Source organism: Streptomyces sp. LZ34 (assembly GCF_053890475.1).
The window spans coordinates 10,603,198-10,617,209 of the sequence record NZ_CM132680.1; the positions used below are offsets into that span (position 1 = coordinate 10,603,198).

The 14,012-nt window shown below is 68.0% G+C and carries 12 protein-coding genes and 1 pseudogene; 3 read left to right on the forward strand and 10 right to left on the reverse strand.

Features of this window, described 5'->3' with window-relative positions; all coding sequences use genetic code 11:
- Window positions 1–124 precede the first annotated feature (124 nt).
- Window positions 125–772, forward strand: a complete 648-nt coding sequence (locus ACWY4P_RS45625) for a GntR family transcriptional regulator (protein ID WP_456206723.1) — start codon at window positions 125–127, stop codon at window positions 770–772.
- Between the two features lie 88 nt (window positions 773–860).
- Here the strand turns inward: ACWY4P_RS45625 and ACWY4P_RS45630 are convergent, their stop codons facing one another.
- From ACWY4P_RS45630 to ACWY4P_RS45645, 4 genes are all read right to left on the reverse strand, one after another.
- On the reverse strand, window positions 861–1,142 hold the full coding sequence (locus tag ACWY4P_RS45630; protein WP_456206724.1) for a hypothetical protein: 282 nt from the start codon (window positions 1,140–1,142) through the stop codon (window positions 861–863).
- Window positions 1,143–1,229: 87 nt separating this feature from the next.
- A complete protein-coding gene (locus tag ACWY4P_RS45635) occupies window positions 1,230–4,190 on the reverse strand; it encodes a tetratricopeptide repeat protein (RefSeq protein ID WP_456206725.1) in 2,961 nt (986 codons plus the stop codon).
- Window positions 4,191–4,281: 91 nt separating this feature from the next.
- A complete protein-coding gene (locus ACWY4P_RS45640) occupies window positions 4,282–4,632 on the reverse strand; it encodes a hypothetical protein (protein ID WP_456206726.1) in 351 nt (116 codons plus the stop codon).
- A gap of 273 nt (window positions 4,633–4,905) precedes the next feature.
- On the reverse strand, window positions 4,906–5,232 hold the full coding sequence (locus ACWY4P_RS45645; RefSeq protein ID WP_456206727.1) for an AfsR/SARP family transcriptional regulator: 327 nt from the start codon (window positions 5,230–5,232) through the stop codon (window positions 4,906–4,908).
- A gap of 285 nt (window positions 5,233–5,517) precedes the next feature.
- On the opposite strand from ACWY4P_RS45645, the gene ACWY4P_RS45650 reads away from it, so the two are divergent.
- Entirely contained in the window at window positions 5,518–6,549 is a 1,032-nt protein-coding gene (locus tag ACWY4P_RS45650; RefSeq protein ID WP_456206728.1) for a hypothetical protein, read from the forward strand.
- 73 nt (window positions 6,550–6,622) lie between these two features.
- Here the strand turns inward: ACWY4P_RS45650 and ACWY4P_RS45655 are convergent, their stop codons facing one another.
- From ACWY4P_RS45655 to ACWY4P_RS45680, 6 genes and pseudogenes are all read right to left on the reverse strand, one after another.
- On the reverse strand, window positions 6,623–6,937 hold the full coding sequence (locus tag ACWY4P_RS45655; RefSeq protein ID WP_456213276.1) for an FMN-binding negative transcriptional regulator: 315 nt from the start codon (window positions 6,935–6,937) through the stop codon (window positions 6,623–6,625).
- Between the two features lie 30 nt (window positions 6,938–6,967).
- Window positions 6,968–7,231, reverse strand: a pseudogene (locus ACWY4P_RS45660) (IS1182 family transposase); the annotation flags it as partial.
- A gap of 148 nt (window positions 7,232–7,379) precedes the next feature.
- Entirely contained in the window at window positions 7,380–8,150 is a 771-nt protein-coding gene (locus tag ACWY4P_RS45665) for a transposase (protein ID WP_456206729.1), read from the reverse strand.
- Between the two features lie 43 nt (window positions 8,151–8,193).
- Window positions 8,194–8,406 carry a hypothetical protein gene (locus tag ACWY4P_RS45670; protein ID WP_456206730.1) on the reverse strand — a complete coding sequence of 71 codons (213 nt, stop codon included), beginning with the start codon at window positions 8,404–8,406 and terminating at the stop codon, window positions 8,194–8,196.
- Window positions 8,407–8,497: 91 nt separating this feature from the next.
- Window positions 8,498–9,769 carry a beta-ketoacyl synthase N-terminal-like domain-containing protein gene (locus ACWY4P_RS45675; protein ID WP_456206731.1) on the reverse strand — a complete coding sequence of 424 codons (1,272 nt, stop codon included), beginning with the start codon at window positions 9,767–9,769 and terminating at the stop codon, window positions 8,498–8,500.
- Complete coding sequence (locus ACWY4P_RS45680; protein WP_456206732.1) at window positions 9,766–10,725, reverse strand: acyltransferase domain-containing protein; 960 nt, start codon at window positions 10,723–10,725, stop codon at window positions 9,766–9,768. Before ACWY4P_RS45680 ends, ACWY4P_RS45675 begins: the two co-directional genes overlap by 4 nt.
- A 914-nt stretch (window positions 10,726–11,639) precedes the next feature.
- Here ACWY4P_RS45680 and fabD point away from each other — a divergent pair.
- Complete coding sequence (gene fabD, locus ACWY4P_RS45685; protein WP_456206733.1) at window positions 11,640–13,976, forward strand: ACP S-malonyltransferase; 2,337 nt, start codon at window positions 11,640–11,642, stop codon at window positions 13,974–13,976.
- Window positions 13,977–14,012: the final 36 nt, after the last annotated feature.

Sequence of the window (14,012 nt, forward strand, 5' to 3'; positions counted from 1 at the left end):
CACCTTTTCGTTCGCACGCCCGACAACAGACCTATGTCAGATCGTCGGACAATGTTGTTGAAGTGCGCCCCTGGGCGTCAATAGATCGTCCGACATTCGGACAATCCTGCGCTAGATTGAGTGCATGGAATCGATCAACCTCGACCGCTCCAGCATTGTCGAGCAGGTGGCGGAGGCTCTCCGGGAGCAGATGTTCGACGGGCGCTTGAAGCCTGGCACGGCCTTGCGTGAAGGCGGGCTCGTGGAGAGCCTCAACGTGTCACGGAGCACCGTGCGGGAGGCGCTGCAGCTCCTGATCGGTGAGGGGCTGGCCGTCCGGGAGCCCAACAAGGGGGTCCTGGTCCGACAGCTCAGCGAGGCCGAGGTGGAGGACATCTTCCGAGCCAGGCGCATCCTGGAGCTGTCCGGAGTGCGTGCGGTGGTGAATGCCAGCCGCAGGGACCTGGCGACCCTGAGCGGCAGGCTTGAGGAGTACGAGGCGGCCGTCAGGGAAGGGGGGGCGGTCGAGATCTCCCGGACCCATATGCAGTTCCATGTGGCCATCGTCGGACTCCTCGGCAGTCCACGCCTCACAGAGGTCGCCAGGTCGCTCCTCGCGGAGTTGCAGCTGGCTATTTCGTCCGTGGACCGTTCGAGCGACGACCTCCCGGAGATGCTGCAAGTGCACCGGAAGATCGCGGAGCTGATCAGGAAGGCCAAGGTCGAGGAGGCGACCCAACTGCTCGATCAGCACCTCTCCAACGCCAAGGCCTTCGTGCCAGCGTCACCCTGAACCTGCTCCGGAAGGTTATGCACCGTTTATTTCGATCGTGCTGCGTGTTCGAGCCGGGAATGTTTCGGCAGTTGCTCTTGCGATGGGGTCACGCACGGCCGTCACACCGCGAGTACATCCCGGACCCGTACCGGCGGCTCGTCTCGAAGGACTGGTTCGCGGCCAGCCCCGTGACCAGGGACCGGGCTCCATCGGCCGCGTCCGCGGCCCGGCCCAGCGGGTCTGGGGCATGCTTCCCGAAGAGGCCGGCGAGCATGCGTACGTCCCCGCCGCCGTGTCCGCCTCGCCGGGTGGCGACCTTCAGCTCGCGCGGCGGCTCCCAGAACCGGCGCAGCAGCAACTCGGTGTGCCCTGCCGTGTCGTCGGCCACCTCGCCGGTCCTTCGAGGTATTTCCGGCCCCACTGGGTTTTGGAACCTCGCAGGTTCACGGTCGGTTGAAACACCGTCATGTGGGAGTTACTCGCTTTGCTGCCGGTAGTGAGCGAGGTGCTGACGGGTCGTGCGGGCGATGGTGTGGTCTTCACCGAGTACGCGGACTTCGTCGGACAGGAGGTCGGTGAGGGCGGCGGCTGCGCGGGCTGGATTGCCTGACGCCCCCTGCCAGCAAGCGATGTTGTGGCGGGTGGCGAGGGTGTCGGGGTGCGCAGCCCCAAAAACGCGAATCAGGTCGGGAAGTAGCTGTTCGTAGGCCCGGGCCGCGCCAGCCGTGTCACCGGCCTGACCGTGCCAATAAGCGAGGTTGACGCGGGTACTGAGGGTGTCGGCGTGGTCTTCGCCCAGAATACGGACCTGGTGCGGTAAGAGATCCTTCAAGGCTGTGATGGCGCCGGTCGCGTCTCCGTATTCTTGCTGCCAGTGGGCAAGGTTCGTGCGGACGGCGAGTGTCTCGTCGTGATCGGGGCCGTGTACCCGCTCATACACGGGTAGCAGCTTTGCGAAGCTGCGGGCCGCGCTGGCTGGGTCTCCGGCCTCTCCACGCCAGTGGGCAAGGTCGGTGCGGGTGGCGAGGGTGTCAGGGTGTTCCAGCCCGCGAGAGGCTGCCTGGTCGGCCATGAGAGTGTGCAGGATACTGATTGCGTCGGCTGTATCCCCGGCCTGACCCAGCCACCGGCCGCGAGCGCGGCGCACGGTGAATGTCTCAGGGTGATCAGCTCCCAGTGCGCTCACCATCAGGGGAATGAGGTCGGCCAAGGCGGCCGCGGCGCCGACTGCGTCCCCGGCTTCGCCCTCCCAATGGGATACGGCGTAGCGCGTGGTGAGGGTGTCGGGATGCTCAAGTCCAAGCACCCGTTCGCGATCGGGCAGAAGGAGCTTGAGCTCGGTGGCGGCCGTTGCCGCTTCCCCGAGCTCGCCTCGGGCCCAGGCCAGCTCATGCCGGGTGGTGAGGGTGTCGGGATGGTCCGCCCCCAAGGCGCGGACTTGTCTGGGCAGCAGCTTTTCAAGCTCGCTGGCCGCTTCGGCCGGGTTCCCGGCCCGGCCCTGCCACACGCCCAAGTTGTGCCGAGTGTTCAGGAAGTGAGGATCGTCCGAGTCCATCAGGCAGACCATGTCTGCCAGCAGGTCCTTGAACTCCTCTACCGCTCCGGCAGCGTCTCCAGCCTGGCCTCGCCGGCGTGCGATCTCGTGGCGAACCACAAGAGTGCTGGCGTCACAGCGCCCGAAGACGCGGACCATGTCCGGCAGGAGGTCCTGCAGGATTCGGGCCGCGCCGTCCACATCTCCGGCCTGCCCCCGCCAGAAGGCCAGTCCCGCCCGGATGTTGAGAGTGACCGGATCGTCGGAGCCCAGAGCCCGCACCGCGGCGGGTAGAAGGTCGCCGAAGGCCTGCTCGGCGCCGGCCACGTCCCCGGCACGGCCCTGCCACCGGGCACGGTTCGCACGAGCAGCAAGAGCCTGCAGATGGCCGGAGCCCAGGCGCTTGACCGCGGCCTGCTCGAGGCGGGCAAAGTAGTCTCCGGCAGCCGTGAACTGTCCAGCTGCGCCGAGACTGAGTCCGTACCGAAAGAGCACCTCATGTCCTTCCGGGCTCCACAGAGCACTGGTGGCATCGCTGCTTTCCAGAGCCAGCGCAGAGGCCCGCAACCGCGACGTTTCCTGCTGGTCGCCTTGGACCTCTGGCCAGGCCGCAAGCAGGGCATCCGCAGCGGTGCGGGCAAGCCGAGCACGCTCACCAGTGGGGACGCGGTCACGAACAGCACGCTGCAGGAGCTGGTGGACGTGAACATCGCCGCCACTGGTGTGCTGGTTCACCAGGCTCAGCCGGTGCAGTGCCCGCAACGCTTTCATGGCCTCGCCCGCAGCGACGGGCACAGGCTGCTTTCGCCTGCGCCGTCGGGACCATCGCCATCGGTTCTTGTCTGCGGGCGCGCCACCGGAAGTCCTGGAGGACGCTCGTCGACCGCCGAGGTAGCTCAGGGCAGGCTCGCTGGTGAGGACGTCCTGAGGGATACCGTTGGAGTCCAGCATGGTGGTCAGGGCGAGCATGGGACGGGCCAGGCCCGAAGGATCCAGGGTGTCGGCGCGGTCGATCGACAGCGACCAGGCGGCGGCCAAGGGGATGGACTGGCCGTCGGGCAGGGAATCGGGGGCGATGTCAGCGAGCGTGGTGGCGCGGTCGGCCAGCAGACGGCGGTAGGTGGCTACGTCGTATCCGCTGTTGATGATGTAGGTGGTGGCCTGGGCCAGGGCAAGGGGCAGATACCCGAGGTCGGCTGCCAGGGCCTCCAACTCGGCGACGGTGGTGTCGCGGCCGTTCAGCGCGTCGGTGAGGTAGGTGAGGGCTTCGCCCCCGGCGAACAGGCCGACCTCGATGGTGCGACCGCCGTCCGCACGGAGGGCGGCGTCCCGGAGCCGGGTGGTCACCAGGGTGCGGCCGTGAGGGCTTGAGGGCGGCCACAGATCGCGTAAGTCGTCGGGGTCCGCAACATCGTCCAGAATGATGAGCCAACGGCACGGATGCGCTCCGGCTTTCGGACTGAGCCAGGCCAGAAAGGACCGGGCGGCGCTTTCCGCATCGTTAGGATCACCCCAGCACAGCTCGACACCGGCCTGCCTGTAGCCGGCCACGATGGCCTGCCGGCTGCTCGCCGTGATCCATACCAGAACATCCAGCTCACCGGACTCGCTCGCCCGCCCGGCGTAGTCGGCGGCGAGCTGCGTCTTGCCCACCCCGCCCATACCGACCAGGAACTGCGTGCGGACCGCGGTCCCGCCGCGCTCCGCCCACAGCGGATCCGTCTCGGCACGATACTGAAAGGGGGCTGCCTTCTTGGGGATGACGCCGACCTGGTGCGGCCAGGGAGCCGGCTCCTGAGGCGGTCGCTGCTGCCGCACATTCAGTGTGCCGATGTAGCCGGTATTGGCGACGGCGCCCCATCTGGCATGCGCGGGCGCGGTGCTGCTCACTGTGATGCCCAAGTCCGCCTCCCCGGGGGCGTGCCGCCGCTTGCCTGCCCACGCCAAGATGGTCCTCCCCACCCCACTGCTGTCCGTGTCTCGGCCGTCCCGGTCAGCTGTAGTCGATCCCGCTGACGGACTCGCTGCCGTCGCGAGCGAAAGCGTTGCCGGTGTCTTCTGCCTTCGCCGACCCACTACCGCGCCCCTGAGGACGCCGCACGCCGGTGACTGCCCTGCTCCCGCTGCGCGCGCGTGGTACGCCCGTGCGCCGGGCTACGTCATCAGCACGGCTGACCGGCTGCTGGAACAGTGCCCATACCAGCGCGGCGATGCCGGCAGCAGCCTGGATCGACGCCCCGGCCATCTGACCCGAATCGGGACTGTCGAGCAGCCAGATCAACGGCGTGGAGGCAATCCCTCCTACCGCCAGCACGATGACAACGACCTTCCACCCCTGCGTCACGGATCCCCCCTGCAGACCGATCGGCTAACAACCTACCCACTTGTATATTCTCGTAGGGGTTCGGCGCGAAACAGGAGAATGCCCGCAATGGGCGCCTCCGGTATTCGCAGCCATCCACCGCTCCGTCCTCGCCGTCGAGGCACTGCTCGGCGCCCTCCTCGCCGTCTGGGTCCTGTTCCACGCGCGGCGGGAGAACCAGAGGCGAAAGGCACGCAGCCTTGGTATCCCAGTTCCCCGCAGCCCGGTGGGCGCCAAGAACTACGTCCGTGTTGGTCACGCGGCATGTCGGTACTCGTGCAGGAGGCCGCCGAGGCGATCATGTCGATGGACATGGGGATGGGCGAACTGGTCGGGGCGGTGATCGGTTCGGGCGCTGGGCGGAGTGGCGCGGCCGCACAACGCGTCCGGGCCCTGCCGCGGGGCGGCCTCGCCCCACACTCGGTTCACCGGCACATCCGTCGGCACCGCTTTACCGGCGTCGACGAGCAACGCCGCCAGCACGTGTCGTTGTCGCGCGTGTCCGGTGGACACCGACGCCTCGTTCCGCCACACCGCGATGGGGCCCAGCACCCCGAACCGTACCGCCGTCCCCGTCCCCATACGGTTGATCATTTGACCAGTGGTTCTACCTGTCGCTGAACCAGCTGGTTCCAGCTCGATTCCAGACTTTCCCAAGGTTTCCGCAAGGTGGCCTCGACACGGTGGGACACCCAGCGACCAAGCAGCACCGACGGTTGGGTCCGGAAGCGGTGCACGATTTTCCAGATCACGTGTTATCCAGTACAGCAGGAGCAGCGGGCCGACATCCCGTCGGCGGGGGCATGCGGCGGACTTGTCGCGAGCCGCGCGCAGCGGGGTGGGCGGGCCAAACGGGGAGGCCGTCTCGTGGCAGATTTACTCGATGGAAGCCAGGTTCGGGAACCGGGCGACGAGATGGAGGCCGTGCCTGCCTCCACCACCGAAGCCCGGCCCAATTCCGTGCCGATCGAAGCCCTACGACTCGGTGAGTCACCGAGGTTGGTCGAGCCCGACCGGCAGCACGTCGAGACTCTGGCCCAGATGGATGAGCCGCTGCCGCCGATTCTGGTCCATTGGCCATCGATGACGGTCGTGGACGGCGCCCACCGCCTCATCGCTGCCCGTCTCCGCGACCAACAGGCCATTGAGGTCTGTTATGTGGAGGGCGACCGGGAATCGGTCTTCGTCGCCGCGGTCAAGGCCAACAGCGCACACGGCCTGCCACTGACACTCGCGGACCGCACGGCGGCAGCCGCTCGAATCGTCCGCTCGTACCCGGCCTGGTCGAACAGGGTGATCGCGGGCATCACCGCTCTCGCCGCGTCCACGGTGGGCGCGATCCGCGAGCGGGAATCCGCGGGAGAGCAACTCGGCAGCCGGGTCGGCCGGGACGGGCGGGTACGCCCGCTCAGCACGGCCGCTGCTCGTGAGCTGGCCGGTACGCTGCTCACCGAGCAGCCGGGTGCCTCGTTGCGGGAGATCGCCACGGCGGTCGGGCTGGCACCGGCCACCGTGCGCGACGTCCGGGAGCGGATGAAGCGTGGCCAGGGTGCCGCACCCGCGAAGGAGCTGGCGAAGGCGACGGGCGGCCGTGGGACCACGGCGGCCGTGACGGGGAAGGTCGTGGCGAGCCGCCGACTCCCCGGGTGGGACGGCCGGGACGTCGCCCAGCCGCTCCAGATCGTCGAACGACTTCGCCGGGATCCGTCGCTGCGATTCAACGAGGCTCGCCGTGAGCTGCTGCGGTGGCTGGGCTCGCATGCCACGGGCATCGCCGAGTGGCACGGATTCGCGAAACAAGTACCGCCGCACGCGACGGTCGCGGTGGCCGCCTTCGCCCGGGCTTGCGCCCGGAACTGGATCTCGTTCGCGGAAGAGTTGGAACGACGCTCGGCCTGACCTGGCTCAGGGGGTGTTCAACTGCTCGGAACGAACAGTTGAACACCCGCGCCCGGTAGGCGGCCGACGGGGTTCAGGCCGTGCCGTCAGCGGCGCGCTCGACGAGATCAGCGAGTTCTTGTTCCCGCGGGCAGGCGCGGAAGGCGGCGACCACCTTGGCCACCGTCTGGGGCGGCTGCTCCTGGCTGAGCTTGAACATGCTGTCGACGCCACGGATCTCCATCTGAGATCCGCCGATCCCGGGCAGCAACCGGTCGAAGTACTCCAGCGAGCCATTCATGTCCCAGCCGGTTCCGACCTCCCGTTCGAAGACGCGCACGGTGGCCCGTACGAGCTGCCGCAGTTCCTCGGGATCGGCGATCACCTTTATTACGCCGTGGACGTGCACCGAGCTGAAGTCCCAGGTGGGCGCGGCGCAGTCGATCCTGGAGCGGACGGCATCAGCAGCCTGCCGGTCCGTCAGCCGCTCAGCGAACTGCATGACCGACACCACAGCCAGCGTCCCCAGAGCAAGACCCGGCCCGCCCCGGGTTGGGAATGCTGCCGCGAAGTCAGGGTCCTGAAACAGCACACCCAGCTCGTCACGGACCCGCATCGCCAGACAGCCCTTGGGAAACGCCGCCCGAGCCACCCGAACGGTCGTCTCAGGGATCTCACGAGCGGGAACAGGACGCAGCGACACCGCGGAGCTCACCGCTGTAGTCCCATCGGCGTGCGACGAGCCTGCGGTGCCAGGCGAGTAAGGTCCCCGGAGCCATCGGAAACACCCGCGCCTAAAGGCTGTCCCGTAAATGATCTTTCACATGCTGGATGACCTGCTGGTTTCTGCGTCACCCGGCAAGGACGAGGTTGTGCAGGCGGGCGATGCCGAGCATGGTGTGGTGGACGCCGTCGTCCTTGAGGCGGCAGTCGCGGAGAATCTTCCAGGTCTTCATGCGGGCGAAGGCGTGCTCGACGCGGGCTCGGACCTTGCGATGGGAGCCGTTGTGTTCCTCTTTCCAGGCCGGGAGTTCGGCCTGGCCGCGTTCGCGGCGGTGAGGGATGACCAGGCCGGTGCCCTGGTAGCCGCCGTCGGCGATGACCGTGGTCTGGCCGACTGCAGCCTTGGCGCCGGAAAGTTCCCACGCCTTGCAGTCGTTGCGGTTGCCGGGCAGTGGCCGGCCGACGGCGACGACGGGCCGGGTGTCGGCGTCGATGACGACCTGGTGATTGGTGGAGTAGCGGTAGTCCTTGGACTGCTCGGCCACTTGGTGGTCGCGGGTGAGGACCAGGGTGCCGTCCACGATCAGCACGGTGTCCTTACGGAACCGCTTGCGTTGCTGGAGCGCGAGCAACGGCCCGAGGTGGTCGATGATGCGGTCGGCGGCGGACTTGGACCCCCCGAACAGCGGGGCCAGTTGTCGCAGTGTCAGGTTCATCCGCCAGTAGGCGGCAACCAGGAGCACACGGTCCTCCAGCGGCAGGCTCCACGGCCGGCGCTTGCGCACCGGATCCGCACCCTCACACCGCAGAGCGGTGATCAGCTTGCCGAACTGGCATGGCCTCAGCCCAGCGAACGGGGCTATCCAGGACGGCTCCGACGCCGTGGTCACACCAGACACGACAAGATCATCTCACCCGTGATCAGCAGTTACGGGACAGCCTTTAGCGCGATCGGGGTGTGAGCGAGGACAGCGCGGCAAACCACAGCCGGTCCGCTGGCTCATAACGCACCGCACCCGCGAGTTGCCGACGCAGCACAGCGTTTTCGTGTCGAAGCACCAGCAGTTCGGCGTCCTTATCTGCCTGTTTGCGTAACAGCACTGCCGGAACGGAGAGCAGCCTCCGCGTCACCTGATACACCAGCGAGACAGTCACCCGGGCATGATCCCAGCGTGCCCACGAGGTCCACCAGAGCCATTATGAGCTGCAGCGACATTTATGAACGGCACATGTCCGAGAGCGACGACTACGCCTTCCCGAAGACGACGCACGTGTTGATGCCGCCGAAGCCGAAGGCGTTGCTCAGCGCGTGGCGCGGCTGGGCCGCTACCGTGTGGGTGGGGGCCAGGCGCAGCGGGTCCGCCTGGGGGATGGGGGCCTTCAGGTTGGCGTTGGCATGCACGAAGCCGAGCCGCAGCTGCTGGACACAGGCCACCGCCTCGATGGCCGCGGCCGCGCCCAGGCAGTGGCCTGTGAGGGACTTGGTGGCGTTGACCCAGACTTCGGGCACGTGCTCCCCGAGCACCTCGCGCAGGGCCTCGGCCTCGGCCTCGTCGCCGAGCGGGGTGGATGTGGCATGGGCGCTCACGTAGTTCACCTGGGAAGCGTTAAGCCCGGCGTCGGCCAGAGCTCGCCGCATGACGCGGATCTCGTCCTCCCGGGAGGGGGACGTCAGCCGGCTGCCGTGGAGGAGGACCGCGCCGCCCAGCATGTGGGCCAGTGGCCGGGCGCGACGCGCGACCGCGTGGTGCGAGGACTCCAGCACCAGCGCTGCGGCCCCCTCGCCGTAGATGAATCCGTCGTGGCCGGTGTCGAAGGGGCGGCTGCGCTCGTGCGCGGGGTCCTGGCACCGCTTCGCCCCGAGCGCCCCGAGGTTGAACAACGCCATCAGTTCGACCGGGGACAGCTCGGTCATCGGGGCGATGACCAGGCACAGGTCCGCGTAGCCGTCGCGAACCATGCGGAACGCGGCGAGGAGGCCGACGTTGCCCGCGGCGGAGGCGCCGCCGGTGGTCAGGCCCTCGCCGAGGACGCCGAACAGCTCGCTCGCCGTGCCCAGCAGGTCGCTGTCCCATAGGTCGATGGCGTAACTCGGCCGCACGAAGGAGGGCGCGGCCCGGTACTTGCCGCCCATCTCCTGGTACAGCCGGTGCGCCTGGTTGCCGCCGGCGACGACAATGCCGGTGCGGGCGGCGTCGCGCGTGGGGGCAAGGCCTGCCTGCGACCAGGCCTCGGCGGCCGCGAGCAGGGAATACTGCTTCGAGCGGGTTGCCCGGCCGAGGAGGGGCCGCAGCCGGTCGCGCAGCTGCGGCTGTGCTCCGGTCAGACGCGTGTCGAGGATCTCGGAGGGTGCGCGCCGCGGGCGCGCCGCCACGCCCAGCGCGGGTGGCAGATCCTCCTCCGGCGGCTCGAACGTCACCCCCGAGACGCCGTCGTGCAGGGCCGCGGTGAACTCCTCGAGGTCGCTGCCCAGGGCGCATTGCACCCCCAACCCGGTGATGGCGACGCCTCGGCTCATGACGACAGGTCCGCCCGCAGAGCCTTGAGGCGGGACTGCTCGGTCCCGAAGGGCGTGATGACGGGGTAGGTGCGGTAGGAGGGGTGGCTGGTCTTCATGATGGCGGACAGTGTCGACGACGGTGTCAGGTCGATGTACCACGCCTCGCCCGCCGCCGGAACGGAGGCGAGGGCGTCGGTGAACGCTATGCGCCGCCGGAGGGCGCCCCAGCTGTCCTCGGGCTGCCTGGCCGTGACGACGTCGGCGGTGGTGGATGAGACGAGGAGCGGGTAGGAGGAGGTGCCGGGGGCCGCGTCGAACGCCAGGGGTGCGGCCAGCCGGGTGATCCGGTCGCGCAGCCCGTCCAGGGCGGAGGAGTGGAAGGCGAACCGCACGGGCAGAGTCACGGCCGTCATGCCGCGTTCCTTGAGAGTGCCGGCTGCGAGGCGCAGCCCGCGGGCCTCACCGCTCAATAGGAAGTGGCCGTCGTGGTTGATAGAGGCGATCTCGGTGTGCTGGTGCAGGGCGGGCAGTTCCTCGTAGACCCTGGGATCGCCGAGCACGGCGAGCATGCCGCCCGGCGGCAGGGATCCCTCCAGCTGGCGCGCCATCTCGATCACGAAGCCCAGAGCGGCGTCCACCGGTACGAGTCCCGCGATCGCCATGGCGGTGAATTCCCCGAGACTGGCGCCCACGACCACGTCCGGGCGGATGTCCTCCGAGCGGAGCAGCTCGCTGAGTGAGTACTCGACCATGAAGATGGCCGCACTCGACATCGCGAGATCGTCGAAGGGGTCCGTCAGGTCGCGTCCGCGGTCGTAGAGATAGCCGGTGACGGACCGCCCGTATCGGCTGGTGCACACGGCGTCCAGGCCGTCCATGCTGCGACGGAACTCGGTGTTCTCCTGGTAGAGGGACGAGGCCATGCCGTAGTACTGCGACCCCTGTCCGCCGAGAAGGTACACCAAGTTACGCACGTCTTGTCCCCCGGTTGATTTTTGCTTTCGTGAAGTCTCGTGCAAGCGGTGGCGGTTGGGTGGATGGACCGCTTCCCATCCGGATAATCGAACGGACATTACGTGAAGGGTGTTTTGCGGGTCAATGCATCCGAGCGATTTTCGAATTTTCTGGATAATTGTTCGATGGTGGCTGAGTCGGAGCGTGGCGCTGAAACGAATCTTCCATTCCGCCGCATAGAGGCGAAGCCCACGGTTCCGGCGTGATGAAACGAAATCGCTGGTTCCTCTTTTCTGGCTGGCTGGACATGAGGCGGAGACGAGGTGTTCCCGGCCGGTCTGAGGCTGCGGCGGCCCGATCTCAATCAAGTAACCGGGTTGTTCCCGGGTTGCGTTGGAAGCCTTTAGTGGGGTGAAATGGCGCGAAGTTGTCCGGGGGCGCCGGGGTTGCAGGCGGCTACGTCTTCTTCTGTACGCATGGAGGGGTCGTACGCCCGTTTGAATAACGTGGAGTTCGCCTCGTCGGTGTATCGACAGGTGGGCGCGCGTCCGCGCACTTCCGTACGTACTTGCGTGCGAATTAGTGCAGCTCAATCGGGGGAATTGATCATGCATCTGACCGGTATCCGTCTTCAACGCGCTGTTCCGCGGTTGCTCGTGCTGGTCGCAGCCGAACCGGAAGATCACCGTCCCGTACACCGCGCCATCACGGTCAGCGGCGGGGTACGGACTCACACGCCCTGACGGCCTTGCGTCCGGCGGACATCGACACCCGCTGTACGCGGAGAGCGGCGAATCGCCGCAGTTCCCGCGTCGCGCGGCCGGCCTGTGATCGCAATGAGTAGCGCACCCGCGAGCGGGTGGTGCTGAACGGCGCCTGCCCGGGGCAGGCATCCCAGCTTCCCAAGGGCGTGTGAAAGGACGGACAACCCATCATGGTGGCTTATCTCTTCCCGGGACAGGGATCCCAGAAGCTCGGCATGGGCGCCGAGCTCTTCGAGGATGCGAAGGAACTGACGGACATCGCCGACGAGATCCTGGGCTATTCGATCCGCTCGCTGTGCCTGGAGGATCCGGACAAGCGCCTCGACCTCACCCAGTGCACCCAGCCGGCCCTGTACGTCGTCAACGCGCTGAGCTACTACCGGTTGCTGAAGGAGGGTGAACCGCGGCCCGACTACGTCGCCGGCCACAGCCTCGGCGAGTACAACGCCCTCCTTGCCGCGCAGGCGTTCGACTTCGCGACCGGCCTGAAGATGGTGAAGAAGCGCGGCGAGCTGATGGGGCGGGCCGTCGGCGGAGGCATGGCCGCCGTCCTCGGCCTGGGCGAGAAGGAGGTCCGCGACGTGCTGAGGGACCACGGCTTCGACGCCATCGACGTGGCGAACCTCAACTCCCCCTCCCAGACCGTCATCTCCGGACTGCGCGCCGACATCGAGCGGGCCAAGGACGCCTTCCAGGCCGCCAAGGCACGTACATACAGCATCCTCCAGGTCAGCGGGGCCTTCCACTCCCGGTACATGTCCGCCGCCCAGCAGGAGTTCGCCGCGTACGTCGACGAGCTGGAGATCAGACCTCCGGCGATCCCCGTCATCGCCAACTCCACCGCGCGCCCTTACCGCCCGGACCGGGTCGCCGAGACCCTGGTGGCCCAGATCGCCTCAGCGGTCCGATGGAGCGAGAGTATCCGCTACCTGCTGGGCAACGACGAGGACGAATTTCTCCAGGTCGGGCCGGGCCGCGTGCTGACCAGCCTGATCCGCAGCATCCGCCGGGACTCCGAGCCGCTCATCGTTGGCGAGGGGGAGGAAGAGCAGGAGACGCGGTCCCCCGCCGACCCACCCGCTCCCGCCCAGGCGGCCACCCCCGCGCCGCCGGTCCAGCCCGCCCGGTCCTCCGTCCCGCCCGCTGCCGCGGGCCGGTTCGCGGTCTCCGCCGCCGACCTCGGCAGTGCCGGCTTCAAGCGGGACTACGGCCTGCGCTACGCCTGCGTCATCGGCGGCATGTACCGCGGCATCGCCTCCCGGGAAATGATCGCCGCCGTGGGGAGGGCAGGCATGCTCGGCTTCCTGGGCACCGCGGGCCAGCCCGCCGAGCGGGTCGAGGCCGACATCCGGTATCTCAAGCAACACCTGGCCGACGGTCAGCCCTTCGGCATGAACCTCGTCCACGACCCCGGCCACCCCGAGCGCGAGGACACCCTGGTCGACCTCTACCTCAAGCACGACGTCCGCACGGTCGAGGCCTCCGCCTTCATCACCATGACCCCGGCGGTGATCCGCTACCGGCTGACCGGGCTGCGCCGGGACTCCGCCGGCCAGGTCGTGCCCCGCAACCGCGTCATCGCGAAGGTCTCTCGCCCCGAGGTCGCCAAGGCGTTCCTCAGCCCTGCCCCCGCCCGCCTCGTGGACCAGCTGCTGGACCAGGGGCGGATCACGGCCGCCGAGGCGGAACTCTCCAGGGAGCTGCCCGTCGCCGACGACCTGTGCCTGGAGGCCGACTCCGGCGGCCACACCGACCAGGGCGTGGCCCTCACCCTGATGCCCGCCATGCGCCGGCTGCGCGACGACATGACGGCCCAGCACGGCTACCATCGACGGGCCCGCCTCGGTGCCGCGGGTGGCATCGGCACGCCGGACGCCGCCGCGGCCTGCTTCCTGATGGGCGCGGACTTCCTCACGACCGGCTCGATCAACCAGTGCACGGTCGAGGCCGGAACCAGCGAGCGGGTGAAGGACCTGCTCCAGGACATCAACATCCAGGACACCGGCTATGCCCCCGCCGGCGACATGTTCGAATACGGCGCGCGGGTTCAGGTCTTGAAGAAGGGCGTGCTGTTCCCCGCCCGGGCCAACAAACTCTACGAGCTCTACAAGCGGTACGAATCGCTGGAGCAGATCGACGCGGCGACGGCCGGGCAGATCCAGACCCGGTATTTCAAGAAGAGCTTCGGCGAGGTCTACGCCGAGGTCCGCGCCCACCATCCCCCGCAGGGGATCGAGAAGGCCGAGAGGGATCCCAAACACAAAATGGCCCTGGTCTTCAAGTGGTACTTCTCCCATTCCACACGCCAGGCGCTCAGCGGCTCGGACGAGGGCCGGGTGGACTTCCAGGTGCACTGTGGACCCGCGCTCGGCGCGTTCAACCAGTGGGTGAAGGGCACCGAATTCGAGAACTGGCGCCGACGACACGTCGCGGAGATCAACTACCGCATCCTGGAGGAGGCGGCGGTCCTCATGGGCCGAAAGCTGGCCGCGGTGGGAACAGACTGAATGGACCTCGAAACGATACGGGTACGGCGCCAGGGT

Coding starts and splice junctions, on each gene's coding strand:
- ACWY4P_RS45625 (WP_456206723.1), top strand. CDS start 125: ATGGAATCGATCAACCTCGACCGCTCCAGCATTGTCGAGCAGGTGGCG.
- ACWY4P_RS45645 (WP_456206727.1), bottom strand. CDS start 5,232: ATGGGGACGGGGACGGCGGTACGGTTCGGGGTGCTGGGCCCCATCGCG.
- ACWY4P_RS45675 (WP_456206731.1), bottom strand. CDS start 9,769: ATGAGCCGAGGCGTCGCCATCACCGGGTTGGGGGTGCAATGCGCCCTG.
- fabD (WP_456206733.1), top strand. CDS start 11,640: ATGGTGGCTTATCTCTTCCCGGGACAGGGATCCCAGAAGCTCGGCATG.